The organism is Microbacterium sp. AB (genome assembly GCF_032878875.1).
In the GTDB taxonomy this organism is placed as follows: Bacteria; Actinomycetota; Actinomycetes; order Actinomycetales; family Microbacteriaceae; genus Microbacterium; species Microbacterium betulae.
The window spans coordinates 2,573,454-2,599,791 of the sequence record NZ_CP118157.1 but is presented as its reverse complement, the minus strand read 5'-3'; the positions used below and the strand labels follow the sequence as shown (position 1 = coordinate 2,599,791).

Genomic DNA, 26,338 nt, shown 5'->3' with positions numbered 1-26,338 from the left:
CGACACGGGGCGTCATGCGCCGACCCGCCCCGTCATGGCGGACCGCCGCGGCCACGGCATACTGGGGGGATGGCGAACAGACGTGCGGTCGTGACGGGAGCGAGCTCGGGGATCGGGGCGGCCACGGTGCGAGCCCTGCGCGCGAGCGGATGGGACGTCGTGGGCGTGGCGCGTCGCGCGGACCGCCTCGAGGCGGTCGCGCGGGAGACGGGCGCCGACGTCTTCGCGGCGGATCTCACCCGGCAGGCCGACGTCGACGCGCTCGCGGCGTATCTCGACGAGACCGGCCCCGTGCACGCCCTCGCGCAGATCGCGGGCGGCGCGCGCGGCGTGGACCGGGTCGAGTCGGGAGACCCCGACGACTGGACGTGGATGTACGAGGTCAACGTCCTCGCCGCGCAGCGCCTCGTCGCGGCGCTCCTTCCCCGGCTGCGCGCGACGGTCGACGGCGGCGCGGGCCACGCCGACCTGCTCTTCGTGACCTCGACGGCGGCTCAGCTGGCGTATCCCGGCGGCGGCGGGTACAACGCGGCCAAGGCCGGCGAGTCGATGCTCACCGCGGCCCTGCGCCTGGAGCTCAACGGCGAGCCCCTCCGCGTCATCGAGATCGCGCCCGGCATGGTCCACACGGAGGAGTTCACGCTCACGCGCCTCGGCGGCGACCGGGCCGCCGCCGACTCGGTCTACGCGGACGTCGACAAGCCGCTCACGGCCGACGACGTCGCAGACGTCATCGCCTACGCGCTGAACGCCCCCGGGCACGTGAACCTCGACCTCGTGACCGTCCGCCCCGTCGCACAGTCGGCGCAGTACCTGCTGCACCGGGGCCCGCTCGAGACGCGCAAGGGCCGATGACCCGCCACACCCCCACGACAAGGACGACCGACGTGACACACGACGCTGCGATCGAGCGCGAGACCCTCACCTGGGACGGGTTCGGCTCGGCCACCCGCGACCTCGCCCGGTCCATCATCGCCACCGGATTCGAGCCCGAGGTCGTCGTCGCGATCGCCCGGGGAGGCCTCCTGCCCGCAGGCGCCATCGCGTACGGCCTGGGGGCGAAGAACTGCGGAGCGATCAACGTCGAGTTCTACACCGGCATCGGCACCGTCCTCGACGCGCCGGAGGTGCTGCCGCCCGCGCTCGACATGGAGTACCTCGACGGGCGCCGGGTGCTGCTCGTCGACGACGTCGCGGACTCGGGGCGCACGCTCGCGCTCGCGGTCCGGCTGCTGAAGGACAAGGGCGCCGACGTGCGCTCCGTGACGATCTACACGAAGCCGTCCACGATCGTCCAGCCCGACTACGCCTGGAAGGACACCGATCTGTGGATCGACTTCCCGTGGTCGTTCCAGGGCACGGTCCGCGAGGAGGACCTCGGCCTGCCCCCGACGGCGTGAGCGAGGCCGAGATGCCAGGAAAGACCCTTCCCGAGCTCGCCGAGGCGGGCCTCATCGACGGCGGATGGGCGCGGGCGCTCGAGCCCGTCGCCCCCGACATCGCGTCCCTCGGGGACCGTCTGCGCGCGGAGGTCGCCGCGGGCCGCCGCTACCTCCCCGCGGGCGACCGCGTGCTGCGGGCGTTCCAGCAGCCGTTCGACGACGTCCGCGTGCTCGTCGTCGGGCAGGACCCCTATCCCACGCCCGGCCATCCCATCGGCCTGTCGTTCGCCGTCGAGCGGGACGTGCGCCCCATCCCGCGCAGTCTGCAGAACATCTACGCCGAGCTCCAGGCCGACCTCGGCGTCCCGCCCGTGCCGCACGGCGACCTCTCCGCCTGGAGCACGCAGGGGGTCATGCTGCTCAACAGGGTGCTCACGGTCCGCCCCGGAGCCCCGGCCTCGCACCGCGGATGGGGTTGGGAGAAGGTGACGGAGGTCGCGATCCGCGCCCTGGCCGCACGCGGCACGCCGCTCGTCGCCGTCCTCTGGGGCCGCGACGCGGCGAGCCTCAAGCCGCTGCTGGGCGCCGTCCCGTCGATCGAGTCGGCCCATCCGTCGCCGCTGTCGGCGAGCAGGGGGTTCTTCGGGTCGAGGCCGTTCTCGCGGGCGAACGACCTGCTCGTGCGGCAGGGCGCGCGGCCGGTCGACTGGAGCGTCCCGGCGTAGGGTTGACCCATGCTGGAGGAGGAGTATCAGAGGAGGCGCAGGCTCCCCAGGCACCTGCGTCCGAAGCCCGAGCCCGAGCGTCCCTTCTCGTACACGATCCGGTCGGCGGAGCCGGAGGACATCGAGGACATCCGCGAGATCTACAACTACTACGTCACCAACTCCGTCGTGACCTTCGACGAGAAGAGGTGGACGCACAGGCAGTGGCGGGAGAAGTTCCTCCACCTGCAGAAGCTCGGCCTCCCGTTCCTCGTCGCGGTCGCTCCGACGGGTCAGGTGCTCGGATACGCGCTCGTCGCGCCGTGGTCGGGGAAGTCGTCGTACCGGTACACGGTCGAGAACTCCATCTACCTCGGGCACGCCGCCACGGGCAAGGGCCTCGGCAGGGCGCTGCTCGCCGCGCTCATCGAGGCGTGCGAGGAGAAGGGGCTGCGCGAGATCGTCGCGGTCGTGAGCGACAAGGGCGCGGAGGGGTCGCTCGCCCTGCACGAGCGCTTCGGCTTCGAGGAGGTCGGGCGGATGGGCAGGGTCGGCTTCAAGTTCGGCCGCTGGCTGGGGACGATCTACCTGCAGAAGTCGCTCGCGCCCCGGAAGAGGCCCGGCGTCCTGGCGCGGATGTTCGGCGGCGGCGACGCCTGACCCGCACCTCGACCGGACCGCCGGCGCGATCGTGCGGCGGCTCAGGCCGCCGGCGGATCGATCGTCGGGATCGCGGCCAGCAGGCGCCTGGTGTACTCCTCGCGGGGGGCCAGCAGCACCTCGGGCGTCGGGCCGTGCTCGACGACGCGGCCGTCCTTCATGACGACGACCGTGTCGCAGAGGCTCTGCACCACGCCGATGTCGTGCGAGACGAGCACGAGGGTCATCCGCTCGCGGGCACGGAGATCGGCCAGCAGCGCCAGGATCTGGGCGCGCACCGTGACGTCGAGCGCCGAGAGCGGCTCGTCGCCGAAGAGCGTCTCCGGACGGTGCGCGACGGCGCGTGCGATCGCGATGCGCTGACGCTGCCCTCCGGAGAACTCGTGCGGATAGCGGTCGGCCGTCCCGGCCTCCAGGCCGACCTCCTCGAGCACCTCGCGCACGCGGGCGCGGTGGTCGCCGTCGACGCCGAGCGCCCAGAGCGGCTCGGCGACGATGCGGCCGACGCTCATGCGCGGATCGAGCGACGCGTACGGATCCTGGAACACGACGCCCGTCGCCCGTCGCAGCCAGTGGAGCGAGCGCGCCCGCGCGCGGGCGTCGACGGCGCGGCCGTCGTACTCGACCGTGCCCGCGGTGGGGGCGTCCAGGCCCAGCAGCAGGCGGACGAGCGTGGACTTGCCGGAGCCGGACTCGCCGATGACGCCGACGGCGTCGCCGCGACGGATGTCGAGGTCGGTCGGATGGAGCGCGACGGTCTCTCGTCTCGGCTCGAACGGCGTGGCGCGCGGCGCGGCGTGCCGACGCTCGAGTCCGCGTGCGCGGATCAGCACGTCAGCCATCCGCCCCTCCTTCCCGCGAGAATCCCCCTGCGCCGCGAGGATCCGTCCGCCGCGTGCCCTCTCCCGGTCCGGATGGGTTCTCGCGGGACGAGCGGCCGGGGCCGGGGCGCCAGAGCGTCGCCGTCGCGTCGCGCAGGAGCCCCCGCGTCACGGGATGCGCCGGAGCCGTGAGCAGACGGGACACCGTTCCCTCCTCCACGACGCGTCCGCGCTCGAGCACGATCGCGTGCGTGGCGACCTGCGAGAGCACGGCGAGGTCGTGCGTGATGAAGACGAGCGACATCCCCGAGTCCTCCACGAGTGCGAGGAGCAGCCGCAGGATCTCCGCCTGGATGGTCACGTCGAGCGCCGTCGTCGGCTCGTCGGCGATGAGGATCCGCGGATCGCCGGCGAGGGCCGTGGCGATGGCGACGCGCTGGCGCTGGCCGCCCGAGAGCTGGTGGGGGTAGCGGGCCACGATCCGCTCCGGATCGGGGAGCGCCACGCGCCGCGCCGCCGCGACGGCGATCGCGGCCGCCTCGCGCTTCGAGACGCCGCGGTGGATGCGGACGGACTCCGAGATCTGCCGCCCGACGGTGCGGATGGGGTTGAGCGCGGTCTGCGGCTCCTGGAAGACCATGCCGATCTCGTCGCCGCGCAGGCGGGCGATCTCGCGGTCCGGTCGGCCCAGGATCTCCCGGCCCTGCCAGCGCACGCTCCCCGTCGCGGTGGCCCCGGCGGGGAGCAGGCCCATGATCGCCAGCGCGGTCAGCGACTTGCCCGACCCGGATTCGCCGATGATCCCCGTGCGCGTCCCGTCCGGGACGGTGAACGAGACGTCGTCGACGACGCGGCGCCCCGAGATCTCGATCGTGAGTCCCGACACCTCGAGGCTCATGCGATCACGACCGGCTGGCGGTGGTGGGGCTTCGCGCCGTCGCGGCTGAGGGTGGGGTCGGTCGCCTCCCGCAGCGCGTCGCCGAGCAGGTTCAGGGCGAGGACCGTGATCGTGATCGCGAGCCCGGGCCACAGCACGGACAGCGGATGGAGCGTGATGTAGCGCTGCGTCTCGCCCAGCAGGAGACCCCAGCTGGGCTCCGTGACGGGCGCGCCGAAGCCGAGGTACGACAGCCCGGCCTCCGCGAGCACGGCGGCGGCCATCGACCACGACAGCTGCACGATGAAGACGGGCAGGACGTTGGGCAGGAGGTGCCGGGTGAGCGTCTGCACCGTCGTGAGGCCCGAGGCGCGCGCGGCGAGCACGAAGTCGCTGCGCTGCACGCGGCGCAGCTCCGCCCGGGCGACGCGGGCGACGTTCACGCCGTACCCCACGCCGACCGACCACACGACGATCCACAGCGATCCGCCCCACACGGCGGAGAGCATCATCGCGATGAGCAGGACGGGGAAGGCGATGAGGATGTCCACGAGCACGGCGACGGCCTCGCGGACCGGCCGGGCGGTGAGGGCGCCGAGAGCGGCGAGCAGCACGCCGACGGCCGTGGCGACGGCGCCCGCGCCCGCCGCGACGAGCACGGTCGTGCGCGCGCCGATCATGAGGAGGCTCAGGATGTCCCTCCCGTTCGAGTCCCCGCCGAGCAGATGGGGCCATCCGGGTCCCGTCCAGCGGACGGAGAGGTCGACCGTCTTGGGGTCGAAGGGCGTCCAGAACAGCGAGACGAGCGCGACGAGCCCGATCGCCGCGACGACGATCGCGCCGAAGCGTCCCGTGCTGCTCCGCCAGAGCCTCGCCGGCCATGCCTCGGGTCTCATGCCGCCTCCCTCTGTCGCGGATCGATGATGCGGTGCACGAGATCGACGACGAAGCCGATGACGAGGACGATGCCGGTGAGGACGAGCAGCTCTCCCTGCACCTTCACGAGATCGCGTGCCCCGACGTCCGTCACGAGCATCCGCCCGATCCCCGGCAGGTTGAACACCTGCTCGATGACGACCGCCCCCACGACGATGCCGGCGATCTGCAGGCCGAGCACCGTGACGATCGACAGCCCGACGGACGGGAGCCCGTGCCGGATGAGCGCCTGCGTGCGCGTGAGGCCCTTCGCCGCGGCCGTCCGCACGTGGTCCTCGCCGAGCGCCTGGAGCGTCGCGCTCCGCACGAAGCGCAGCAGGAGCGCCCCCTCCACGACGCCGATCGTGAGGGCGGGGAGGAGGAGCGAGCGGATGGCCTCGCCGGGACCCGACCATCCGCCGCGGGGGAACCCCTGCGCCGGCAGCCAGCCCAGCGTGACGGCGAAGACCACGACGAGCATCATGCCCGCCCACACGACGGGCACCGCGGCGAGCAGCTGGGCCGCGATGCCGATCGCGGTGCCGTCCGCCTTCCCCCGGCGCACGGCGGAGACCACGCCCAGCGGCACGGCGATCGCGAGCGCGACGAGGAGGGACAGGACGCCGAGCGGGACCGTGACCTGCGCCTTGGAGGCCAGCTCCTGCGCGACCGGCGTGCCGGTGAGGAGCGACCGGCCGAGGTCGCCCCTCGCGATCCCCCCGATCCACTCGGCGTACTGGACGAGGGCGGGCCGGTCGAGGCCGAGGCCCTGGCGGATGGCGGCGACCTGCTCGGGGGTGCCCTCCGTCCCCGCGACGAGCTGTGCCACGTCGCCGGGGAGCACCCTGAGGGTCGTGAAGATGAGCACGCTCGCGAAGACGAGCCCCAGGACGAGAAGCGCGAGTCTTGTGAGCGTGTACCGGATCACGTGCGGGGAGGCGGTGCGCTCAGCCGGCGATCGTCACGGACGACAGATCGATGCGCGAGCTGACGGAGTCCACGGGGAAGCCCGACACGCCCGGCCCGACCGCGACGATGGTCTCGCCCGTGTAGAGCCAGTCCGCCGCGTGGTCCTCCGAGACGATGCGAGCCGCCTCGGCGAGGAGCTCGGCCGACTCGTCGGCGTCGATCGTCTCCGACGCCTGCGCGTAGAGGTCCTGCACCTCGGCGTTGTCGTAGTGGAAGTAGTAGTCCGGGTTCGCCCAGGCGCCGAAGTCGCGCGGCTCCACGTGGTTCACGAAGCTCAGCTGGTAGTCGCCGTTGGCGTAGACGTCCTGCAGCCACGTCGAGAACTCGACGGGGTTCACCGTCAGCTCGACGCCGATGTCGTGGAACGCCGACACGAGGAACGTCGACGCCGTCGTGCCGTAGAACGACGGGATGGTGAGCTCCAGCTGGAGATCCTCCTGGCCGGCCTCGGCGAGCAGCTCCTGCGCCCGAGCGGGATCGAACGGCGCGACGCCGGAGAGGTCCTCGTATCCGGGATCGAGCTCCGGGATGGGGCCGTACTGCGTGGTGCCGGCGCCGATGGCCTCGATGAGCGCGTCGTGGTCGATCGCGAGACGGAGGGCCTCTCGCACGCGGACGTCGTCGAGCGGCGCGACCGCGTTGTTGAAGCCGAGGATGAACTTGTCGGTCGTCTTCCCCCTCGTGAGGGTGAATCCGTTCGTCCCGTCGAGCTGTGGCGCGAGCTGCGGGTCGACGCCGGTCAGCACGTCGAGCGATCCGTCGAGGGCCGCGTTCACGCCCGCCGTGTAGTCGGGGATGTAGCTCGCGACGACCTCGGCGACGCCCGCGGGGTCGCCCCAGTAGGCGTCGTTGCGCGCGAGCACGATGCTGTCGCCCTGGTTCCACTCCTCCAGCGAGAAGGGGCCGGTGCCGTTGGCGGCGGTCTGCAGATCGGTCGTGTCTCCCTCGTCGAAGACGAGGCCGGCGGGGCCGGTGAGCGCGAACAGCAGGTTCTGGTTCGGCTGCGAGAGCGTGATGACGACCGTCGTGTCGTCGGGGGCGTCCACCGACGCCACGCCCGTGAGGTCGTCGTGACCGACGATCGACTCGTCCGCGACGACCTCGTCGATCGACGCCACCGCGTCTGCGGCCGTGAGGTCCGCTCCGCTGTGGAAGGCGACGCCCTCGGCGAGCGTGAACGTGTAGGTGAGGCCGTCGTCCGAGACGTCCCACTCCGTCGCGAGCGACGGGACGATCTCGTTCTCCTGCGTGCGGGTGACGAGCCCCTCGTAGACGTTGCCGACGAGGATCTGCTCGAGCGCGGCGCCCGAGGTGTGACGGATGTCGAGGTTGGTCGGCTCGAGGACGAGGCCCAGGCGCAGGGTCGCGTCGGGATCGGGCTCGGCGGCGGGCGCGGTCGTCTCTCCGGCCGTGCCGCCGGTGCAGCCGGCGAGGACGAGCGCGGGGACGACGAGAGCCGCGCCCGCGGCTGCGCGGACGGTGCGGGATGTGCGGGTCATGCGGAGGGCGTTCCTTCCGGGGCTGCGCCCGCCGGTGCGGCGAGCGGCGCGATGAGAGCGGCGAGGTCGTCGAAGGCGACCTCCTGGACGTTGTGGGGCGCGTCGATCGCGACGACGTTCGCGGAGGGGAGCCGGTCCGCGAACTCGGCGGCATCGGCGTCGCTGAGATAGCCCGAGGTGCCGCGGACGAGCGTCAGAGGCGCCTCGGTGCCCGCCAGATCCGCCCATCCGTCCGCCGGGGAGAACGCGAGCGCCTTCGGCGCCTCGTCGGCGCCCGCGGGGGAGAGCAGCCGTGCGTAGTGGTGCTTCCACTCCGCCCGCCCGTCCTCGCGCACGCGCGTGTTGAGGAGGACGCCGCGCCGCGCCTGGTCCAACGAGCCGCCGAGGCCGAAGGCCACGGCGCGCTCGACGATCTGCTCCCGCGTGTCGAACACGGTCTCCTCGTAGAAGCGCCGCAGCTCCTCGGGGCCGCCGAGAGCCGTGACGGCGGGGGTGATGTCCACGACGACGACCCGTGAGACGAGATCGGGCCGGGCGGCGGCGAGCGCGGCCGCCGTCAGGCCGCCGAGGGACTGCCCGACGAGCACGACGGGGGCGTCGGCCCACGCCTCGATGCCGGCGGCGACGTCTTCGGCGAGCCCGCGGGGGGCGTAGACGGCGTCCTCGCGCCAGGAGGAGTCGCCGTGCCCGGCGAGGTCGACGGCGAGCGCGGGGATCCCGAGGGCGATGACGGTGCTGTCCCACGTGTGCGCGTTGAGCCCCGCGCCGTGCAGCAGCACGACCCGCGGCCGTGCCTCTCCGTAGGCGAGGGCGCTGAGCGCGCGTCCGTCGGCGAGATCGATCGCGACCCTCCGGGCGGACGGCGCGGGTCGCCGCTGCGCCGCGGCCTGCTCGTGCAGGAAGGAGAACTCGTCGAACGGGTCGCCCGGGACGATCGAGGCTGCGGGGCTCATGGGTCTCCTCGGAGAGAGGGTTGCGGGACGCGACCATTGTGACGACGGAATCGGTTCGGAGAGAAATCGGAGATCAATGTGCCACGAGTGAGCGTGTAATATTTGAGCGTAATGCCTCAAAATCAAAGTTTCTGCTTGTCGTTCTGGTTTCGCGATCTCCCCGTGGCCCCTGCGTGCGGGGCTTCCTGGGAGTCCCGCGCGATGAGGTAAGGCAATCCTTCTCGAGGTGTAGACTCAGAGCGTCATGGACATCATCGAGACCTCGGAGCACGGCGCGAAGACCTGCCGCACGTCGCGTCACGCGCGCGTGCAGCACCTCGTCACGGCGGACGAGCATGCGCTCGTCGATCTCGAGACGCTCATCGCGACGCTTCCGATCTGCTCGACGGGGCGCATCTTCATCGAGGTGCCCGACGCGTCCTGGATCGGTCGCCTGGACGCACCGGCCCGGATGATCGTCACCTGGCTCGATCGGTCGCAGCGGACGGGGGATCCGGGGACGGGTCGCACGTGCGCGCCCGGTCAGGCCCTCGCGCGTGCGGTCAACGCCTGGGCGGACGAGATGATGTGCGCGGGCGACGACACGACCCGCGTCACGCTCCTCGGAGGCTTCCTCGGCACGGCCGACATCGCCGACCACCTCACCGAGGCTCTCGGCACCCCGGCCGACGCCATCCACGTGCCGGACGCGTTCGCCGGGCTCATCCGCTGACGTATCCGCCGTCCTCCAGCCCCGCCTCGATCTCGAAGCGGTTGGCGAGGGGGTTCCTCCCCGCCAGCAGGTAGAGCACGGGCATGAGGAATCCGTAGCGGCGCCACTGGCGACCGTGCACCGCCTCATGCCGCAGGAGCCCCGGCGGAAGATCGCGGTCCCCCGTCAGGAAGCACGCCCCCACGCAGACGCCGCCGCGCGGGAACGTCCACGCCGGCATGCCGCGGAAGACCCACAGGCCCTCGCGACGCTCCACGCGCCCCCGGCTCCACAGTCCTCCCCACAGCCACCCGACCGCCGTGCCCCAGAGGCGGCCGACGCGGCTCGCCGGCGAGTCGAGGAGCCATGGCGGGATGCGCGCGTCGAGCGCGCGGCCGTGCTCGACGCGCAGCTCGGCGATCTCGCGCCAGTGGCGGGGGACGGGGTCAGCCGGAAAGGCGATGCGGAGGCGCATGAGCCCATCCTCTCGCACGGACGTCGGGCGTTCGTCTCCCATCCGCCCGCGGCGCGCCGTCGGCCAGCGCGGGCGGATGCGCGGCGCGCGTGCGACCGCCGGCGCCGGATCGCGTTCGGATCCCACGGGCACGGTGCTCCTCCGCTCGTGCGGCCGGGGCGTCCCGGTCAGTAGAACTCGACGGTGTCGACGACGTTGCGGAGCGGTTCGCCGTCGAGGAGCCGGCGCGCGTTGTCGGCGAAGAGGCGTGCGATGCGGACGTCCTCCTGCGTGGACAGGGCGGCGGTGTGCGGGCTGACGAGGACGCGCGGATGGTCCCACAGCGGGCTCCGCGACGGGAGCGGCTCGGTCTCGAACACGTCGAGCGCGGCGTACGAGACGCGGCCGTCGTCGAGCGCGCCGAGCAGGGCGCTCTCGTCGACGACGGTGCCGCGGCCGACGTTCGCGAGGATGACCCCGGGCTTCGCCGCGCGCAGCACCTCCTCGCCGATGAGGTGCTCGGTGCCGTCGGTGCCGGGGAGGGTGACGACGATCGCGTCGACGTCCGACACTGCCGTGACCAGCTCGTCGACGGGGACGATGCGATCGACGCCCTCGACGGCGCGTCCCGAGCGGTTCGTCCCCCACACCGTGGCGCCGAACGCGGCGAAGCGCTGCGCGGCGGCCTTGCCGATGCCGCCGAGGCCGACGACGAGCACGGTCATCTCGTCGAGGTGGCGCATCGTCCAGCGGTCATCCCATGTGCGCGCGTGCTGGGACCGCTGCAGCCGCGGGAGGTCCTTCGCCCCGGCGAGCACGCCGAGCACCGCGAACTCGGCCAGCGTGGAGCCGTGCACGCCGGCGCTCGTCGTGAAGGTCACGCGGTCGAGCTCCTCGTCCGAGAGCCCGGCCGCCTTGACCTGCGCGCCGCCGCCGGCGGCCATGACGTGCACCCAGCGCAGGGCGGGGTTGGCGCGCACGGTGCGGGCGAGCGCAGCCGGATCGGCGTCGGGGATAGAGAAGAGGACCTCGGCGGAGTCGACGAGATCCTCGAAGGCCGCCTGCTCCTCGGCGGAGCGGACGCGTGCCGGGTCGCCGCCCCAGTCGGCCGGCCAGCGCATGGGCCGGTAGAGCCGGTGGTCGCGCACGATCTCGAGGCGGGGCTCTCGCCGCTCGATCTCCTGGCACAGCCGCTCGGACAGGTCCGTCGCGACGACGGCGCGCAGCCGCGGGGTGCTTGCGGTCATGGCCGTCCTCCTCGACGTGGGATGTCCTTCCACACTAGACGGCGGGTGCGGCGTCCTGGACGCGTTCCGCAGGCTCGCCGACTCGCGTCCACGTCGCAGGACGACGCCGCGCGGGCCGGCTGCGCTCAGCGGGCGAGCGAGCCGATGATGCGCAGGATGGTCCCGAGGTCGTCGAGCGCGGCGGCGGGGGATGCCGGGGCGAAGCCCGCCACCGACGCCCCGGCGAGGGGCAGCTCCGCCCGCAGCGCGGCGATCGCGGCGACGAGCGTCGACGGCTCGAGCCCGAACGGGTGGGGCTCGGTCACACCCGACACGTGCGCAGGGTCGAGGACGTCGAGGTCGACGTGCACGTAGACGCGTGACGCTCCCGTCGAGGTCACGGCCTCGACGAGGGCGTCGGGCGTGAGCGATGCGGGAGCGAGGCGGCGCAGCCCGCTCGTCTCGATGAAGTCCGCCTCCGCCTCCTCGAGCGAGCGAGCCCCCGCGAGGACCACGCTCTCCGCGGCGACCGCGCCGGGGGAGAGGGAGAGACCGTCGGGGCCCTCGCCCAGGACGCTGCGCAGGGCCATCCCCGAAAACGCTCCGGAGGACGAGGAGCGCACGTCGTGGAGGGCGCCGTGGGCGTCGAACCAGACGACCGCGAGATCGCCGTCCGCGACGTGTCCGATCGCGGGGACGGACACCCCGCCGTCGCCCCCGATCACGATGACGGGCTCGCCCTCCGCGGCGAGCGCGGCGGCGATCCCCTCGCGGACGCGCAGCAGCGCGCTGGCCCGCAGCACCCCCGTGCCGAGGGAGTCCCCGGCCTCCAGCGGGACGTCGACCGAGGAGCACGCCGCGCGGGGGAGATCGCCGGCGATCGCCTCCGCGCCGTCGATGTGGGCCATCGCCCGTGCGGAGGAGGAGCCCTGCCACTGCGGGACCACGAGGAAACGCGCCATCCCCCCATCCTGCCCGCCCGGCACCGCGCGCGCGACTCCCCCCGGGCCGGAGCGCGTCGTCGTCGGCGCCGATCCGTGCGTGCGCTCCTCGGCGGACGCGACGCCGCGAACGGCGGACGCCGCCCCCCCCGAGGGGAGGGCGGCGTCCGAGGGAACCGCGGGTCAGGCGCCGATCTGCCCCTGGGGGCCGCCGGCCTTGAGGGCGGCGAGCCGCGCCTCGACCTCGGTGAGCTCGCCCACGTCCTCGAGCGACTCGAACTGCGCGTCGAGGCTCGACGCGGCGATCTCGGCCTTGCCGGTGGCGAGGGCCTCCTGACGGCGGACCTTGTCCTCGAAGCGGCCCAGCTCGCTCGTCGGGTCGAGCACGTCGATCGACTTGACGGCGTCGTGCACCTTGTTCTGCGCCTCGGCGGTCTTGGCGCGTGCGAGCAGCTCGGCGCGCTTGCCCTTGAGCTGCTCGAGCTTCACCTTCATGCCGTTGAGGCCGTCCTTGAGCTTGGCGACGACCTCCGTCTGCTGCGCGAGCTGCGGCTCGACGGCCTTGATCTCGTTCTCGCTGGAGAGCTGGCGCTGCAGCGCGACCTTGGCGAGGTTGTCGAACTTGTCGGCGTCCGCGGCGTTGCCGGAGGCGCGCAGCTCATCGGCCTTGCGGCTGGCCGCGAGGGCCTTGTTGCCCCACTCGGCCGCGGTCTGACGGTCCTCGGCGGTGTCGCGCTCGAGGAGGCGCAGGTTGCCGATGGTCTCCGCGATGGCGGCCTCGGCGTCGGCGATGCTGTTGGTGAAGTCGCGGACGAGCTGGTCGAGCATCTTCTCCGGATCCTCGGCCTGATCGATGAGCGCGTTGACGTTGGCCCTGATGAGGGTCGAGATGCGTCCGAAGATCGACTGCTTGGTCATCGGTTTTCCCTTTCCATGGGGTGGTGACGTTCGGTGGGTGGGGGGAGCGGAGCGCTGCGCGGTCCGCGGCGGATGCCGGGAGCTCGTGTCGTGGGTCTCAGAAGCGGCCACCTCCGCCGCGTCCGCTGCGTCCGCCGCCGGAGCGGCCTCCGCCGAAGCCGCCGCCGCCGGAGCGGCCGCCGCGTCCGCCGAACGAACCGCCTCCGCTGCGACCCGACCGGCCGCCGCCGTAACCGCCGCCGCCGAAGACGCCGCCTCCGCCCCATCCGGAGCTCGAGCGCCGGTTGCCGCCGAGCGAGCTGCCGATGAGCCCGCCGAGCAGGCCCCCGAGGAAGTCGTCGCCCGACGAGCCGGACGACGCGCCCCGGGCCGGGTAGCGGCTCTCGAACACGCCGACGTCGCTCTGCGCGAGCTGGACGGCCTCCTGCGCGTGCCGCAGCGCGGACTGGGCGTGGACGAGGGCGGTCCCGGGATCGGACTGCTGGAGTCCCTCCGCACGCGCGAGCTCCGACCCCGCCTGCGCGAGCCTCGTCCGGGCGTCCGCTCCGACGCCGCCCCGGCGGGCCGCGAGGAACTGCTCCGCGGAGGCCACCTGGCTGCGTGCCTGGAGGACGGTCTGGCCGAGAAGCTGCTCGGCGCGCTGGCGCTTCTGCACCGCGTCGCGCCCGCCGGCGATCGCGTGGTCGATCTCGTCGTCGGCCTTCTGCAGGCTCTCGAGCAGGACGAGCGGCCTCCGGCCCGTGCCGGAGAGGTTCTGTCTCGCGTGCTCCACCTGCTGCTCGGTGCGCGCGATGGCGGCGGCCACCGAGCCGTCGGGGTCCGGGAGCTGCTTCGCGGCGGCCACATCGCCTTCGAGCTCGACGACGAGGGCGTTCGCCTGCTTCTCGCCCTCGGCGAGCGCCGCGCCGAGCTCGTCCACGGCGGTGCGCAGGCCCCGCGCCTGCGCGATGGCCTGCTCCGCGTTGCGGATGGCCACGGCGGCCTCGCCCGCCTTGGCCGAGCCGATGAGCCTCTGCGCGGAGGCGAGCTGCTCGTCGGCGAACACGAGACGCGTCCGCGCCTGCTCGGGGTTGTCGGACACGGTGTCGAGCGCCTCCGGCGCATACCGCGTCAGGAGGACGCCGAGCGCCTGCTGCGCCTCGGCGGCCAGCTGCGTCGCCTGCGCGCGCTTCTCCTGCACCTGCGCGAGGGCCTCCGGGGCGTTCTGCTCGAGCTGTCGCAGCTGGGCGAACGCCTCGGCCTTCTCCTCGAGCGAGGCGCCCGCGTGCTCGCAGAGGGAGACGATCTCGGCGTTCCCCGCGCGCACATCGCTCTCGGCGTCCTCCTCTCCGTCGTCGAGCTTCTGCTTGAGCTCGAACGCGCGGCCGAGGTCGGCCTTCGCCGTGGCGAGCGCCTCCTGGAACTCGGTCGTCGCGCCCTCCCCGAACTGCGCGATCGCGAAGCCGAGCTCCTGCTCGCTCGCCTTGACGGCGTCGTCCGTGGCGATGAGGAGCGACGCTGCGCGCCGCTGCAGCTCTGCGAGGGGGACCTCGGGCTCTGCGGGCGCCGATCCCGGCGTGCTCGACGGGCTCTTCCGCCGGTTCCGCGTCAGCAGCACGACGACGATGACGACGCCGGCGACCACGACGAGCCCGATGATCCACGGCCATCCGCTCGATCCCGAGCGTGCGTCCTCGAGGCCGTCGGCCGCGACGTCCACGGCGCCGGCCCAGTCCCCGTCGCCGAGGACGTCGAGGAGCTCCTCCTCGATCGCGTCGAGGCGGGAGTCGCCGACGGGGCCGTCCTGGGCGGCGGAGATGTAGAGCTGGCGTCCCTCCGTGGCGATCGCGAGGAGGTACTGGTCGGTCCCGAGCCCGTTGAGCTCTGCCGTGTCGTCGGCCCACTGCACGCGGTCCGACGGGTCCTCGAAGTCGTCGACGTACACGACCCACAGGTCGACGTCCGTCTCGTCCGAGAGCTGACGCAGGCGGTCGTCCGCGGCCTGCTCCTCGTCGGAGGTCAGGACGTCCGACCCGTCGTACACGTACGCGTCGTCGAGTGCGACGGGGCTCTCCGCGAGCGCCGCCGTCGCGGACCCTCCCAGCAGCACGGCCATGCCGGCGCCCAGCATCACGGTCCACCTCGCCCGCATGGCGGCATCCCCTCCGCGGGCGACCACGGGCCCGCCCTCCGATCCTATGCGCGGGCCGGCATGGGGAGGAAGCCGGGGTCGGCGTCCACAGGAGATTCATCGCGCGGGGCGGACGGGCGGGCGGAGAGCGGCGCCCGCCCGCGGGCCGGCGCCGCTCTCCGCCCGGCGGCGACTCCCGTGCCGGTCACCGCACGCTGCGGATGCGCGTGATGAAGAAGGCGCCCAGCAGTGCGGCGACGATGGCGACGGGGAAGACGACGCCGTAGCCGCCCGTGCCCACGACGATCCAGGAGGTGACGAGCGGGCCGATCGTCTGTCCCGCCGTGGTGGAGAGGTTGAGGATGCCGAGGTCCTTGCCCGCCTCCTTCTGGCTCGGGAGCACGTCGACGTTGAGCGCCTGGTCGACCGAGCTGTAGACGCCGTAGCCGAAGCCTGCGATCGCGGCGAAGAGGAACATCCCCGTCGAGGTCGGCCAGATCCACGGCATGGCGATCCCGAGCGCGAAGAGGAGGCTCGCGGCCACCACGATGGGGCGGCGGCGCTTGAGGAGGTCGGACAAGGGGCCCGACGCGAGCGAGCCGACGAGGGAGACCACCAGGGTGATGATCGACATCGTCGCGATCGTCGCCGCGGACTCCGAGACGGTCTGGCCGAGGTGATCCTGCACGATGTAGAGCTGGTACGCCATGATCATCTGGTAGCCGAGCAGCATGAACAGCCGGCTCCCGAACGCGCGGTAGAAGTCGGGCGCCTTGCGCGGAGGGCGGAAGGAGCGCACGAGATCCCCGAGCCCGCCTCCTGCGGCGGGCAGGTCCTCGGCGGACGGCTCCCGCGGCCAGACGATGAGGCAGACGAGCGCGGATCCGAGCATGAGGGCACCGGCGAGGACGAAGCCGGGAATCGGATTCGTGATGAACGAGGCCCCGACGATGCTGCCGAGGGGCGCCCCCGCGACGGCGCCCGCCCCGAAGAAGCCCGACATCGTCCCGCGCAGGCGCATCGGGATGCGGTCGGACAGGACGGCGACGCCCGGCGCGAGCATCATGTTGAGCCCCACCATGCAGAGGCAGTAGACGACGGTGATGGCGACCGGGCTCTCGATGAATCCGATGGCGGTGAGCGAGGCCCCGCCGAGCAGGCCGCCGCCGAGGATCCAGGGGCTGCGGCGGCCGAACCGGCTGCGCGTCCGGTCGGACAGGTTGCCGAAGACGAGGTTCGACACGAGCGAGACGATGGCGGTGATCGCCATCATCGTTCCCAGCAGCGCCTCGGGAGAGGCCACGCCGATGTCTCGGAGGCGTTGGGGGAGAAGGACCGCCGCGACGATCTGGAGGCCGAGGATCCACAGGATGCCGAAGACGAAGAAGCCGACGCCGAAGCGTGCGATGCGCGTCGTGAGCAGGATCGTGCCGGTGTCCGGCGCGACGTCCTGAGAGGGGCGCGTCTCGTGCGTCTTCGCCGTCGCTGACGCGTTGTGCGGGTCCATTCGATCTCCTTCGGTCGGCTCTGGCACACCGGCGGTCGTGGGGTCGCCGTGATACCGTGGCCAGGTTACCACTCGGTAGGTATTTGCGAGAGACGTGAGGAAGAGCCCGTGCGCAACCCCCTGATCCCCGGCTTCCATCCCGACCCGAGCGTGTGCCGGATCGGCGACGAGTACTACATCGCGACGTCCACGTTCGAGTACCTGCCCGGCATCCGGATCTTCCGCTCCCGCGACCTCGAGAACGTCGAGCTCGCCGGTCATGTCGCCGTGCGCGACGGCCAGGTCGGGGCCGTGGGCGTCCCCACGGGGGGCGGGGTGTGGGCGCCGACGATCCGCCACCACGGGGACAAGGTGTGGCTGGTCGTGCCCGACATGATGGGAACGGGACGCGGCAACGTCCTCTTCACCGCGGACAGCCCCGAGGGGCCGTGGTCGGACGGCGTCGTGATGGACGTGTTCGGGATCGATCCGGACATCGCGTGGGACGAGGACGGCGTCTGCTACGTGACGATGTCGGGTCTCGGCGTCAACGACGACGGCACGATCGTCCACCTCGGGATCACGCAGGTGCGCTTCGACCCCGAGACCGGGAAGGCCCTGTCCGAGCCGCGCTCTATCTGGTCCGGCACCGGCGGGATGTTCCCGGAGGCGCCGCACCTCTATCACATCGGCGACTGGTGGTACCTCCTCATCGCCGAAGGCGGCACGGAGCGCGGGCACTCGGCGTCCATCGCGCGCAGCGCGTCGCCGGAGGGGCCCTTCGAGGGGTTCGAGGGCAATCCGCTCGTGACCGCCCGCGGCACCGACCGCGCCGTTCAGAACACCGGACACGGCGATCTCGTGCAGCGGCCCGACGGCTCCTGGGCGATGGTGCTGCTGGGCACGCGTCCGCGGTCTTCGACGCGGGCGTTCGCGCCGCTGGGGCGCGAGACCTACCTCACCCCGGTCGCATGGGGCGAGGACGGATGGCCCCGTGTCGAGCCCGTCCTCCTCGGAGACCGCCGGGACGTCGTCGAGCGCGACTACGTCTTCCCCGCCGACGGCCCCGCGGCCCTGGACGGTTTCGACGGGGACGTCATCGCCGTCCGGGCCTTCCCCCGCGACGTCGCCGATCTCGACGCCCGCCCGGGATGGGCGCGTCTCGAGGGGCGAGGAGCCGGGATGGAGGACGAGCATCCCGTCTTCCTCGGCGTCCGTCAGGTGACGGAGGCGAGCGAGATCGAGGTCGTCCTCGACGTCTCAGCCGGGCGCGGAGGGATCTCGATGCGTTACGACGAGGACTCGCACCTCGACGTGGATGCGGACGCCGAGTCGGTCACCATGACCATGACGGCGCGGGGCCTGCAGCAGAGCTGGACGCGGCCCCGCGCGGAGACCGGTTCCGTCGTGCGGCTGAGGATCGTGGCCGATCCTCCCGCCGTCGGGGTGGTGACGGCCGGCGCATCGTGCGACCGCCTGCGCGGAGAGGTCTTCGACGAAGGCGGATGGGCGGAGATCGCCGGCGTCGACGGCGCCTTCCTCTCCTCCGACTTCTGCGAGTCCTTCACCGGCCGCGTCGTCGGGCCGTACGCGCGTCACGGCGTCGTCGACGTCGAGAGGATCCGCTACGCCGGGCAGGACATCCTGCGCTGACGAGCGAGGCCCGCTCCGCGATCAGGCGGGTCTCTCCCGCAGCACCGCCGACAGGTACGACCGGAGGTGCGCGGCCATGTCGACGCGCTCTCGTCCCTCGCTGCCCAGCGAGTACAGCCACTGGATCTGCAGGCCGTCCATGAGCGCGGCGAAGTTGCGCGCGACGTGCTCGGGGTCGAGCCCCGGTGCGAGCTCGCCCCGTTCCGCGCGCGCGAAGAACTCGTCCCGGATCTCGGCCATCGTCGTCTCCGAGCGGTCCGCGAAGTAGCGGTGGGCGGGATGGCCCTCGGTCGTCGCCTCGGCCTCCAGGGCGGCGAACGCCTCGATCAGCGGACGCCGCAGGGCGTTGCGCTCCACGATCCGCACGAAGCTCTCGATCGGGTCGATGCCGCGCTGGGCCTCCTCGTCGACGGCCGCGCGGTCGCTCTCGTCGCGGTAGGCCAGGACGGCCTGGAGCAGGGCGGCCTTGTCGGGGAAGTGATGGAGGAGGCCCGGGTGCGTCATGCCGACGCGCGAGGCGAGCTCGCGCAGCGACGCCGCGTGGTAGCCGACCTCCGCGAAGAGCAGGATCGCCGCCTCGACGATCGCGTGGCGTCTCGACCGCCCTTTTGCGTACCCCACATGCGCCATGGTATCCGCCGGCATCCCACCACTCCGGCGGGAGCGCACGGGAGCGATGTCGTCGGCGGCCGCGTGCCGCAGGCGGGCGGCGGGTGCGCCCCGTGGTGGGATGGACGAGGCGGGAAGGGCGTGGATGGACGACAGATACGGCACGGACGTGCTCGCGGCCGGATGGCGCGACAAGGGCAGGAAGACGTCGAGACCGGTGGCCGCCGAGCTCGACCTCGTCGTCGAGGTCGCCGGCGACGGCTACTGCGGCGCGATCACGCGCGTCGAGAACGGCAACGTGGAGCTCGAGGACCGGAAGGGGCGCACGCGCGTCTTCCCGCTCGGCGCCGGCTTCCTCGTCGAGGGCGAGCCCGTCGCGCTCGTCGTGCCGACGGCGCAGCCGCGGGGGCGCCGCCGCACGGCGTCGGGGTCGTTCGTCGCGGACGACGGACGTGCCCGCGTGGCGCTGCCGAGCCGCATCCTCGTCGAGGGCAGGCACGACGCCGAGCTCGTGGAGAAGGTGTGGGGCGCCGACCTGCGCACCGAGGGCGTCGTGGTCGAGTTCCTGCAGGGCGTCGACCTGCTCCACGACCTGCTCCGCGACGAGCCGCCGACGGCGGAGCGCCGCTACGGCGTGCTCGTCGATCATCTCGTGCCAGGGTCGAAGGAGACACGGATCGCCGAGCAGATCGCGCGCGGGCCGCACGGCGTGCACGTGAGGATCGTGGGCCATCCGTTCGTCGACGTGTGGCAGTGTGTGAAGCCCGCCGCCCTCGGCATCGCACGCTGGCCCGAGGTGCCGCGGGGGCAGGACTGGAAGACCGGCATCTGCCGGGGGCTCGGATGGCCGTCCGAGACGAAGGAGGACCTCGGGCTCGCCTGGCAGCGCATCCTGAGTCGCGTGACGACGTACCGCGACCTCGAGCCCGCGCTCCTCGGTCGCGTCGAGGAGCTCATCGACTTCGTGACGGCGCCCTGACGCGCCGCGTCCGAAGCCGGGAAAGTACTCTGGGAGGCATGCCCGAGCCCCGCACGTTCCGCGACCATCCCGTCTCGTTCGTCCGCCGCAGCGGGCGGATGTCGGACGGCCAGGAGCGGGCGTGGGCCGCGCTGTCGCCGCTGTACGTCCACGACGTGCCGCGCGGCCTCGCCGCGACGTCCGTCCATCCCGACGCGCGCTTCGATCCCGTCGCCGTGTACGGGCGCGAGGCGCCGCTCGTCGTGGAGATCGGCTCGGGGCAGGGGCACGCGATCGTCCACGCCGCGTCCACGCGGCCCGACGCGGACTTCCTCGCGGTCGAGGTGTTCCGCGCCGGCCTCGCGCGCACCATGCTCGACGCCGACCGCGCGGGGGCGCGCAACCTGCGCCTCATCGAGGCGAACGCCCCCGAGGTGCTCGAGACGCTGCTGCCGGAGGGAGCGGCCGACGAGCTCTGGATCTTCTTCTCCGATCCGTGGCACAAGAACCGCCACACCAAGCGCCGGATGGTCCGGCCGGGCTTCGGGGCGACGGCCGGACGCGCGCTGCGCGACGGCGGCGTCCTGCGGCTCGCGACCGACTGGGAGGACTACGCGCGGCAGATGCGCCAGGTGCTCGACGACGCGCCCGAGCTCGAGCGCGCGTTCGACGGCGACTGGGCGCCGCGCTTCGACGGCCGCGTCATGACCGCGTTCGAGCGCAAGGGCGTCGAGCGGGGGCGCGACATCCGCGACCTCGCCTATCGCCGCGTCGCGCGGGGCTGAGCGGATGGCACGGGCGACGGGGCAGGCCGCGGAGCGGCCGGTGCGCGCGCTGCCGCTCGTCGCCGCGCTCCTGACGTGCCTCGCCGCGCCGGCGTTCTTCGTGCTGCTGATCCCGTGGCTGGGATGGACGCTGCTGGCGGCGGGACTCGCGGTCGCGGTCGTCGCCGACCGCGCGGACGGCCACGTGCCGTGGCGACGCGCGGCCGCGTCGCCGTCATCCGGCGCCCCCGCGCCGCGCCCGTCCCTCGCACGCGACCTCTCGCTCATCGCGGCGGGCATGCTCGTCGTGAGCGCCATCCCGCTCGCCGCCGAACTGGACAACGCCGCGATGCTCCGCTTCACGCTGGCGCTGGGCGGCGCGGTCGTCGTCCCCTACGTCGTCTCGCGCTTCGTCTACCGGGACCGGGCCATCCGCTTCCCCTGGCGCGGGGGAGGCCGCTGGCGGCCCATGCAGTGGGGATGGCTCGTCGCCGTGCTCGCGCTCGGCTGGCTCATCCTGCCCTTCTACTTCGTCACCTCGGGCGTCTATCTCAACTGGCCCGTCGTCGACACCCCCGACCTCATCGCGCGGCTCTTCGTGGGCGTCGGAGCCGTGGGCATCTGGGACGAGCTGTTCTTCATCTGCACGGTGTTCGCGCTGCTGCTGCGGCACTTCCCGACGGCGGTCGCGAACGGGCTGCAGGCGATCGTCTTCGTCTCCTTCCTGTGGGAGCTCGGCTACCGCGCCTGGGGCCCCGTGCTGACGATCCCGTTCGCGCTGCTGCAGGGGTGGATCTTCCTCCGCACGCGCTCGCTCGCCTACGTCGTGACGGTGCACCTGCTCTTCGACGCCGTCGTCTTCCTCGTGCTCGTCCACGCGCACAACCCCGGGGCGCTGCCGCTGTTCCTCGTGTGAGAGACCGACGTCGCGTCTGTGGGTGGAAAAGGCCGCTTTCCCGGCGCGGAAAGCGGCCTTTTCCACCCACGAACGCGTCGGCGGGCGGATGCCGCGGAGGGGCATGTCGGACGCCCGTGCCAGGCTGGGGCCATGACGGCTGACGCGACGACCGACATCCGCGAGGCGGCGCTCGCCGCGCTCCGGCAGCTCGTGGGGCGTGAGGACGCGCGGTTCCACGACGGGCAGTACGAGGCGATCGAGGCGCTCGTCGCGGGACGCCGTCGCGCGCTCGTCGTGCAGCGGACGGGATGGGGCAAGTCGGCGGTCTACTTCGTCGCGACACGGCTGCTGCGCGACGGCGGCGCGGGCCCCACCGTGCTCGTCTCGCCGCTCATCGCGCTCATGCGCGATCAGATCGCGGCGGCCGGGCGCGCCGGAGTGCGCGCGGTCGCCATCAACTCCACGAACGCGCACGAGTGGACGGAGGTCCTCGCGCGGCTCGACGCCGACGAGGTCGACGTGCTGCTCGTGTCGCCCGAGCGCCTGAACAACCCGTCGTTCCGCGACGAGCGGCTTCCGGCCCTCGTGCGGCGCGTCGGCATGCTCGTCGTCGACGAGGCGCACTGCATCAGCGACTGGGGGCATGACTTCCGCCCCGACTACCGGCGCCTGCGCGACCTCATCGCGCAGATGCCGCCGTCCGTCCCCGTGCTCGCGACGACGGCGACGGCCAACAGCCGCGTCGTCGCCGACGTCGTCGACCAGCTCGGCGCCGAGGGCGTGACGACGATCCGCGGTCCCCTCGCCCGCTCGTCGCTGCGCCTCGGCGTGCTGCGGCTGCCCGATGCGACGGCACGTCTGGCGTGGCTGCTGAGCCACCTCGACGAGCTCCCGGGCTCCGGCATCGTCTACACGCTCACGGTCTCCGCGGCCGTCGACACGGCCCGGCTGCTGCGCGAGCAGGGGCACGAGGTGCGTGCCTACACGGGGCAGAGCGACGCCGACGAGCGGGAGGAGTCGGAGGGGATGCTGAAGCGCAACGAGGTCAAGGCGCTCGTCGCGACGAGCGCGCTCGGCATGGGCTTCGACAAGCCCGACCTCGGCTTCGTGCTGCACCTCGGCGCGCCCTCGTCGCCCGTCGCGTACTACCAGCAGGTCGGCCGCGCCGGCCGCGCGACGGAGTCCGCCGACGTCCTCCTGCTGCCCGGCCCCGAGGACCGCGACATCTGGCACTACTTCGCGACGGCGTCCATGCCAGACGAGGAGCGGGCCGAGCGGGTCCTGTCGGCGCTCGGAGCGTCCGATCGCCCGCTGTCGACGGCCGCGCTCGAGGCGGTCGTCGACATCCGCCGCACGCCGCTCGAGCTGCTGCTCAAGGTGCTCGACGTGGACGGCGCCGTGCGGCGCGAGAAGGGCGGATGGATCGCCACCGGCGAGCCGTGGACCTACGACGCCGAGCGCTACGGACGGATCGCCGCCGAGCGTCGCGCCGAGCAGGATCACATGCTCGAGTACGAGACGACGACGGCGTGCCGTATGGAGTTCCTCCAGCGGCGCCTCGACGACGACACCGCCGTGCCGTGCGGGCGCTGTGACAACTGCGCCGGCCCGTGGATCTCCGCGGAGGTCGGGCAGCGCGTGTCGGAGTCGGCGGCCTCGGCGCTCGATCGCGTGGGCGTGCCGGTCGAGGCGCGTCGTCAATGGCCTTCGGGCCTCGACCGCCTCGGCGTGCCGCTCAAGGGGCGGATCCCCGCCGAGGAGCAGGCGTCGGAGGGCCGGGCGCTCGCGCGCCTCACCGACCTCGGATGGGGCGGACCCCTGCGCGAGCTCTTCGCCGCGGGCGCTCCCGACCAGGCGGTGCCGCGACGGCTGCTCGACGCGTGCGTCCGCGTCCTCGCCGACTGGGGATGGCAGGAGCGCCCGGTCGCGGTCGTGTCCCTGCCGTCGCGGACCCGTCCGCAGCTCGTGGCGTCGCTGGCGAACGGGATCGCGTCGATCGGACGGCTGCCGTACATCGGCGAGCTGGCGGGCGAGCCCGGCGCGCCGGCCGGACGTCCGAGCGGCAACAGCGCCTTCCGCGTCGCCGAGCTGCACGACCGGTTCTCCGTCGCAGGTCTCGACGTGCCCGCCGGGCCGGTGCTGCTCGTCGACGACCTCGCCGACAGCCGGTGGACGCTCACGGTCGCCGCGCGCGACCTCCGTCGTGCGGGCGCCGCGTCCGTGCTGCCGTTCGTGCTGGCGCTGCGGGGCTGAGGGCGGGGCCCGCCTCCTCGCGGGACCTTCGGCCCTTCCCGTCGATGCGGCCGACGCGATAGCGTTCGAGCGTGGGCGCGGGACGCTCACGACAGCAGATCTCGAAGGCGAGGACATCATGAACGACACGGTGGTCGTCGGCGTGACCGAGACCGAGGGCTCGCGGCGGGCTGTCGACTGGGCGGCGCAGCGCGCCGCGGAACGACGGGACCGTCTGCTGCTCGTCTCGGTGGTCGGCGGTGCGACCGGAGTGGTCGGCGAGGAGCCGGTCGTCGGCGAAGCGGCGCGCGCAGCGCAGTCGCTCCTCGACGCCGAGGCTCGACGGATCGCAGACCTCGGCGTCGACGTGCAGACGCGCGTCGAACGCGGACGCCCCGTCGAGCGGCTCATCGCCGCATCGGAGAGGACGGCGCTGCTCGTCATCGGCAGCGAGTACCGCGGTCCCCGGTCCGGCCGGTCGCGGGGACCCCACGGCGTGCGGATCACCGCGGGCGCGCACGTTCCGGTCGTCGTGGTCCCCGACGTGGGACTGGGAACGCGATCGGGCGTCGTCGTCGGCGTCGACGGGTCGGAGACCTCCGAGAAGGCGCTCGCGTTCGCCGCGGCCGAGGCCGACCGGCAGGGCGAGCCGCTCATCGCCGTGAGCGCGTGGTCGACGGTGCCGGTGCCGTTCGTGATGACGAGCTACCCGCCGTCGTACCTGGACAGCCTGCAGGCGATCGCGGAGCAGAACCTCGGGCTCGCGCTGTCCGGCGTGCCGCAGGACTATCCCGACCTCGAGGTGCGCCGCGTCGTGGAGAAGGGGCAGCCCGCCGACACCCTCACCCGGCTCGCGGCGAGCGCACGTCTCGTCGTGGTCGGCAGCCACGGCCGCGGCCCCGTCGGACGGTTCCTCCTGGGCTCGACGAGCGAGATCGTCCTCGCCCGGATGGCGACCGTCACCGTCGTCGTGCGGTAGCCCGCGATCCGCGGGGCCGTGGAACGCACGGTGTCGTCGCCTCGCTCACCCGACCGTGACGAGCGTGCGCTGCCATCCCGTCGCGCCGTCGGGCGCGATGGGGGTGCGCTCCTCGACCTGGATCCCGCCGTCCTTGTCGGTGGCGCGCACCGTGACGTAATGGGCTCCCGGCTCCGCGTCCCAGTCGAGTCGCCACTGCACCCACGTGTCCTCGTTCAGGGGAGACGACAGGGTCGCCTCCTGCCACGCGCCGTCGTCGACACGGACCTCCACGCGCTCGATCCCCACGGTCTGCGCCCAGGCGACGCCCGCGATCGGCACCCGGCCGGCCGTGACCGACGCGCCCGCGCGGGGCGTGTCGATGCGCGAGGAGAGCTTGATCGGCGCCTCGGCGCTGTAGCCGCGGGGCGTCCAGTACGCCTCGTCGGCCGCGAACGTCGTGACCTTCAGCTCGGTCACCCACTTCGTCGCCGACACGTAGCCGTAGAGGCCCGGCACGACCATCCGCACGGGGAAGCCGTGCTCGAGCGGGAGCGGCTCGCCGTTCATGCCGACGGCGAGGATGGCGTCGACGCCGTCGTCCGTGAGCGAGGCGAGCGGGGTGCTCGCGGTGTACCCGTCGACGCTGCGCGAGAGCACCATGTCGGCGTCGGGCCGGACGCCGGCCATCCGCAGCACGTCGCGCACGGGGACGCCGAGCCAGATCGCGTTGCCGACGAGGTCTCCTCCCACCTCGTTGGAGACGCACGTGAGCGTGATGGCGTACTCGTCCAGGCCCATCGCGACGAGCTCGTCGAAGCCGATCTCGACGCGTCGGTCGACCATCCCGTCGACCACGAGGCTCCAGGTCGCGGGGTCGACGGCGGGGACCGTGAGCGCCGTGTCGACGCGGTAGAAGTCGGCGTTCGGGGTGAAGAGGGGCGAGAGGCCGTCGACGTCGAGCTCGGCGCCGTCGGGCACGGAGACCGTCGAACGCGGCGAGGGCAGACGGAGGGCCTCGCGCAGTGCGGTGACGGAGGAGGACGCGGCGTTGAGCGCTCTCGCGCCGAGGCCGACGACGAGCGCCGAGGCGCCGGTCAGGGCCGCGATCACGAGGAACCCTCTGCGGCTCGTGCCCTTCTCGGGCGGGGCCTCCGACGGAGCGCCGGCGCCGGCGTCGTCGCCGCGCCGGAGCCGACGCGAGAGCAGCACGAGAGCGACCGAGCCGGCGATCGTGCCCGCCACGGCGGGCGCCCACGCGAACGCCGTCGCGCCCGGACGCGTCACGGTCGCGGCGAGCGACGCGGCTCCCGCGACCGCGACGACCACGACCCCGAGGGGCGGCCGCAGACGCTCGAGCACGCCGGCGATCGCCGCGGCGACCAGCACGGCGAGGGCGAGCCCGAGGAGCAGGGCGTCCTTGTCGCGCTCGCCGAACGTGGAGATCGCGAACTCCTTCAGGGGCTGCGGCACGACGTCGACGACGAAGCCGCCGACCGCGAGGATCGGGCTCCCCTCGCGCGCGACGAGGAGGGCCGTGAGCTCGGCGGCCGCGAGGAAGACCGCCGCCGACGCCGCCCCGGCCAGCATCGCCCCGTACCTCGACGATGCCCGCTCACGCGATCTCTCCATGCGTCCCCCTTCCGCTCATCCTGTCATT

Annotated in this window: 25 protein-coding genes; 11 read left to right on the top strand and 14 right to left on the bottom strand. The window is 73.1% G+C overall.

Features of this window, described 5'->3' with window-relative positions; translation table 11 throughout:
- The first annotated feature begins 69 nt into the window (after window positions 1-69).
- Genes N8K70_RS12330 through N8K70_RS12315 form a run of 4 tightly spaced genes read left to right on the top strand, consistent with a single transcriptional unit; the run spans window position 70 to window position 2,746 of the window.
- Window positions 70-855 carry an SDR family oxidoreductase gene (locus N8K70_RS12330; protein WP_317138640.1) on the top strand — a complete coding sequence of 262 codons (786 nt, stop codon included), beginning with the start codon at window positions 70-72 and terminating at the stop codon, window positions 853-855.
- Complete coding sequence (locus tag N8K70_RS12325) at window positions 852-1,400, top strand: phosphoribosyltransferase (RefSeq protein ID WP_394357781.1); 549 nt, start codon at window positions 852-854, stop codon at window positions 1,398-1,400. Before N8K70_RS12330 ends, N8K70_RS12325 begins: the two co-directional genes overlap by 4 nt.
- 11 nt (window positions 1,401-1,411) lie before the next feature.
- Window positions 1,412-2,107 (top strand): uracil-DNA glycosylase, encoded by a 696-nt coding sequence (locus tag N8K70_RS12320; RefSeq protein WP_317138638.1) that lies wholly within the window; start codon window positions 1,412-1,414, stop codon window positions 2,105-2,107.
- A gap of 9 nt (window positions 2,108-2,116) precedes the next feature.
- The gene (locus N8K70_RS12315; protein ID WP_317138637.1) at window positions 2,117-2,746 is read left to right on the top strand and encodes a GNAT family N-acetyltransferase; all 630 of its coding nucleotides are present in this window, start codon (window positions 2,117-2,119) and stop codon (window positions 2,744-2,746) included.
- 41 nt (window positions 2,747-2,787) lie between these two features.
- Here the strand turns inward: N8K70_RS12315 and N8K70_RS12310 are convergent, their stop codons facing one another.
- From N8K70_RS12310 to N8K70_RS12285, 6 genes are read right to left on the bottom strand one after another with little or no spacing between them, the layout of a single operon-like run.
- The gene (locus N8K70_RS12310; protein ID WP_317138636.1) at window positions 2,788-3,588 is read right to left on the bottom strand and encodes an ABC transporter ATP-binding protein; all 801 of its coding nucleotides are present in this window, start codon (window positions 3,586-3,588) and stop codon (window positions 2,788-2,790) included.
- Window positions 3,581-4,465 carry an ABC transporter ATP-binding protein gene (locus N8K70_RS12305; RefSeq protein ID WP_317138635.1) on the bottom strand — a complete coding sequence of 295 codons (885 nt, stop codon included), beginning with the start codon at window positions 4,463-4,465 and terminating at the stop codon, window positions 3,581-3,583. Before N8K70_RS12305 ends, N8K70_RS12310 begins: the two co-directional genes overlap by 8 nt.
- Window positions 4,462-5,340 carry an ABC transporter permease gene (locus tag N8K70_RS12300; protein WP_317138634.1) on the bottom strand — a complete coding sequence of 293 codons (879 nt, stop codon included), beginning with the start codon at window positions 5,338-5,340 and terminating at the stop codon, window positions 4,462-4,464. Before N8K70_RS12300 ends, N8K70_RS12305 begins: the two co-directional genes overlap by 4 nt.
- Window positions 5,337-6,287 (bottom strand): ABC transporter permease, encoded by a 951-nt coding sequence (locus N8K70_RS12295; protein ID WP_317138633.1) that lies wholly within the window; start codon window positions 6,285-6,287, stop codon window positions 5,337-5,339. The genes N8K70_RS12300 and N8K70_RS12295 overlap by 4 nt, the downstream gene beginning before the upstream one ends.
- Before the next feature lie 19 nt (window positions 6,288-6,306).
- Window positions 6,307-7,827, bottom strand: coding sequence for an ABC transporter substrate-binding protein (locus N8K70_RS12290; RefSeq protein ID WP_317138632.1), 1,521 nt, complete (start codon window positions 7,825-7,827; stop codon window positions 6,307-6,309).
- Window positions 7,824-8,780 (bottom strand): alpha/beta fold hydrolase, encoded by a 957-nt coding sequence (locus tag N8K70_RS12285; RefSeq protein ID WP_317138631.1) that lies wholly within the window; start codon window positions 8,778-8,780, stop codon window positions 7,824-7,826. Before N8K70_RS12285 ends, N8K70_RS12290 begins: the two co-directional genes overlap by 4 nt.
- 244 nt (window positions 8,781-9,024) lie before the next feature.
- Between N8K70_RS12285 and N8K70_RS12280 the strand changes: the two genes are divergently transcribed.
- On the top strand, window positions 9,025-9,492 hold the full coding sequence (locus N8K70_RS12280; RefSeq protein WP_317138630.1) for an SIP domain-containing protein: 468 nt from the start codon (window positions 9,025-9,027) through the stop codon (window positions 9,490-9,492).
- Here the strand turns inward: N8K70_RS12280 and N8K70_RS12275 are convergent.
- The 6 genes from N8K70_RS12275 to N8K70_RS12250 all read right to left on the bottom strand — a co-directional run bounded on the left by N8K70_RS12275 (window position 9,482) and on the right by N8K70_RS12250 (window position 16,627).
- Window positions 9,482-9,946 carry a Fe-S oxidoreductase gene (locus N8K70_RS12275; protein WP_317138629.1) on the bottom strand — a complete coding sequence of 155 codons (465 nt, stop codon included), beginning with the start codon at window positions 9,944-9,946 and terminating at the stop codon, window positions 9,482-9,484. The genes N8K70_RS12280 and N8K70_RS12275 overlap by 11 nt on opposite strands.
- Before the next feature lie 167 nt (window positions 9,947-10,113).
- Window positions 10,114-11,172 (bottom strand): D-2-hydroxyacid dehydrogenase, encoded by a 1,059-nt coding sequence (locus N8K70_RS12270; RefSeq protein WP_317138628.1) that lies wholly within the window; start codon window positions 11,170-11,172, stop codon window positions 10,114-10,116.
- A gap of 125 nt (window positions 11,173-11,297) precedes the next feature.
- Entirely contained in the window at window positions 11,298-12,113 is an 816-nt protein-coding gene (locus N8K70_RS12265; RefSeq protein WP_317138627.1) for an arginase family protein, read from the bottom strand.
- Between the two features lie 162 nt (window positions 12,114-12,275).
- Entirely contained in the window at window positions 12,276-13,010 is a 735-nt protein-coding gene (locus tag N8K70_RS12260) for a PspA/IM30 family protein (protein WP_317138626.1), read from the bottom strand.
- Window positions 13,011-13,107: 97 nt separating this feature from the next.
- Complete coding sequence (locus N8K70_RS12255) at window positions 13,108-15,141, bottom strand: TPM domain-containing protein (RefSeq protein ID WP_317138625.1); 2,034 nt, start codon at window positions 15,139-15,141, stop codon at window positions 13,108-13,110.
- A 184-nt stretch (window positions 15,142-15,325) separates the two neighbouring features.
- Complete coding sequence (locus N8K70_RS12250; RefSeq protein WP_317138624.1) at window positions 15,326-16,627, bottom strand: MFS transporter; 1,302 nt, start codon at window positions 16,625-16,627, stop codon at window positions 15,326-15,328.
- Between the two features lie 108 nt (window positions 16,628-16,735).
- Here N8K70_RS12250 and N8K70_RS12245 point away from each other — a divergent pair, with 108 nt between their 5' ends.
- Entirely contained in the window at window positions 16,736-18,259 is a 1,524-nt protein-coding gene (locus tag N8K70_RS12245; RefSeq protein ID WP_317138623.1) for a glycoside hydrolase family 43 protein, read from the top strand.
- A gap of 21 nt (window positions 18,260-18,280) precedes the next feature.
- Here N8K70_RS12245 and N8K70_RS12240 read toward each other — a convergent pair whose 3' ends face one another.
- On the bottom strand, window positions 18,281-18,889 hold the full coding sequence (locus N8K70_RS12240; RefSeq protein WP_394357837.1) for a TetR/AcrR family transcriptional regulator: 609 nt from the start codon (window positions 18,887-18,889) through the stop codon (window positions 18,281-18,283).
- 124 nt (window positions 18,890-19,013) lie between these two features.
- Here N8K70_RS12240 and N8K70_RS12235 point away from each other — a divergent pair, with 124 nt between their 5' ends.
- The 5 genes from N8K70_RS12235 (at window position 19,014) to N8K70_RS12215 (ending at window position 24,699) form a co-directional block, all read left to right on the top strand.
- Window positions 19,014-19,847 (top strand): DUF3097 domain-containing protein, encoded by an 834-nt coding sequence (locus tag N8K70_RS12235; protein WP_317138621.1) that lies wholly within the window; start codon window positions 19,014-19,016, stop codon window positions 19,845-19,847.
- Window positions 19,848-19,885: 38 nt separating this feature from the next.
- On the top strand, window positions 19,886-20,611 hold the full coding sequence (gene trmB / locus N8K70_RS12230) for a tRNA (guanosine(46)-N7)-methyltransferase TrmB (protein WP_317138620.1): 726 nt from the start codon (window positions 19,886-19,888) through the stop codon (window positions 20,609-20,611).
- 4 nt (window positions 20,612-20,615) lie between these two features.
- Window positions 20,616-21,506 carry a CPBP family intramembrane glutamic endopeptidase gene (locus tag N8K70_RS12225; RefSeq protein ID WP_317138619.1) on the top strand — a complete coding sequence of 297 codons (891 nt, stop codon included), beginning with the start codon at window positions 20,616-20,618 and terminating at the stop codon, window positions 21,504-21,506.
- A 132-nt stretch (window positions 21,507-21,638) separates the two neighbouring features.
- On the top strand, window positions 21,639-23,741 hold the full coding sequence (locus N8K70_RS12220; RefSeq protein WP_317138618.1) for a RecQ family ATP-dependent DNA helicase: 2,103 nt from the start codon (window positions 21,639-21,641) through the stop codon (window positions 23,739-23,741).
- A gap of 118 nt (window positions 23,742-23,859) precedes the next feature.
- Window positions 23,860-24,699 carry a universal stress protein gene (locus tag N8K70_RS12215; protein WP_317138617.1) on the top strand — a complete coding sequence of 280 codons (840 nt, stop codon included), beginning with the start codon at window positions 23,860-23,862 and terminating at the stop codon, window positions 24,697-24,699.
- 45 nt (window positions 24,700-24,744) lie between these two features.
- On the opposite strand, the gene N8K70_RS12210 is transcribed toward N8K70_RS12215, so the two are convergent.
- A complete protein-coding gene (locus N8K70_RS12210; protein ID WP_317138616.1) occupies window positions 24,745-26,310 on the bottom strand; it encodes a molybdopterin-dependent oxidoreductase in 1,566 nt (521 codons plus the stop codon).
- Between the last annotated feature and the right edge of the window lie 28 nt (window positions 26,311-26,338).

Coding starts and splice junctions, on each gene's coding strand:
- N8K70_RS12320 (WP_317138638.1), top strand. CDS start 1,412: ATGCCAGGAAAGACCCTTCCCGAGCTCGCCGAGGCGGGCCTCATCGAC.
- N8K70_RS12300 (WP_317138634.1), bottom strand. CDS start 5,340: ATGAGACCCGAGGCATGGCCGGCGAGGCTCTGGCGGAGCAGCACGGGA.
- N8K70_RS12210 (WP_317138616.1), bottom strand. CDS start 26,310: ATGGAGAGATCGCGTGAGCGGGCATCGTCGAGGTACGGGGCGATGCTG.
- N8K70_RS12235 (WP_317138621.1), top strand. CDS start 19,014: ATGGACGACAGATACGGCACGGACGTGCTCGCGGCCGGATGGCGCGAC.
- N8K70_RS12290 (WP_317138632.1), bottom strand. CDS start 7,827: ATGACCCGCACATCCCGCACCGTCCGCGCAGCCGCGGGCGCGGCTCTC.
- N8K70_RS12265 (WP_317138627.1), bottom strand. CDS start 12,113: ATGGCGCGTTTCCTCGTGGTCCCGCAGTGGCAGGGCTCCTCCTCCGCA.
- N8K70_RS12215 (WP_317138617.1), top strand. CDS start 23,860: ATGAACGACACGGTGGTCGTCGGCGTGACCGAGACCGAGGGCTCGCGG.
- N8K70_RS12220 (WP_317138618.1), top strand. CDS start 21,639: ATGACGGCTGACGCGACGACCGACATCCGCGAGGCGGCGCTCGCCGCG.
- N8K70_RS12330 (WP_317138640.1), top strand. CDS start 70: ATGGCGAACAGACGTGCGGTCGTGACGGGAGCGAGCTCGGGGATCGGG.
- N8K70_RS12255 (WP_317138625.1), bottom strand. CDS start 15,141: ATGCGGGCGAGGTGGACCGTGATGCTGGGCGCCGGCATGGCCGTGCTG.
- N8K70_RS12310 (WP_317138636.1), bottom strand. CDS start 3,588: ATGGCTGACGTGCTGATCCGCGCACGCGGACTCGAGCGTCGGCACGCC.
- N8K70_RS12325 (WP_394357781.1), top strand. CDS start 852: ATGACCCGCCACACCCCCACGACAAGGACGACCGACGTGACACACGAC.
- N8K70_RS12250 (WP_317138624.1), bottom strand. CDS start 16,627: ATGGACCCGCACAACGCGTCAGCGACGGCGAAGACGCACGAGACGCGC.
- N8K70_RS12225 (WP_317138619.1), top strand. CDS start 20,616: ATGGCACGGGCGACGGGGCAGGCCGCGGAGCGGCCGGTGCGCGCGCTG.
- N8K70_RS12275 (WP_317138629.1), bottom strand. CDS start 9,946: ATGCGCCTCCGCATCGCCTTTCCGGCTGACCCCGTCCCCCGCCACTGG.
- N8K70_RS12270 (WP_317138628.1), bottom strand. CDS start 11,172: ATGACCGCAAGCACCCCGCGGCTGCGCGCCGTCGTCGCGACGGACCTG.
- N8K70_RS12240 (WP_394357837.1), bottom strand. CDS start 18,889: ATGGCGCATGTGGGGTACGCAAAAGGGCGGTCGAGACGCCACGCGATC.
- N8K70_RS12305 (WP_317138635.1), bottom strand. CDS start 4,465: ATGAGCCTCGAGGTGTCGGGACTCACGATCGAGATCTCGGGGCGCCGC.
- N8K70_RS12315 (WP_317138637.1), top strand. CDS start 2,117: ATGCTGGAGGAGGAGTATCAGAGGAGGCGCAGGCTCCCCAGGCACCTG.
- N8K70_RS12280 (WP_317138630.1), top strand. CDS start 9,025: ATGGACATCATCGAGACCTCGGAGCACGGCGCGAAGACCTGCCGCACG.
- N8K70_RS12260 (WP_317138626.1), bottom strand. CDS start 13,010: ATGACCAAGCAGTCGATCTTCGGACGCATCTCGACCCTCATCAGGGCC.
- N8K70_RS12285 (WP_317138631.1), bottom strand. CDS start 8,780: ATGAGCCCCGCAGCCTCGATCGTCCCGGGCGACCCGTTCGACGAGTTC.
- trmB (WP_317138620.1), top strand. CDS start 19,886: ATGCCCGAGCCCCGCACGTTCCGCGACCATCCCGTCTCGTTCGTCCGC.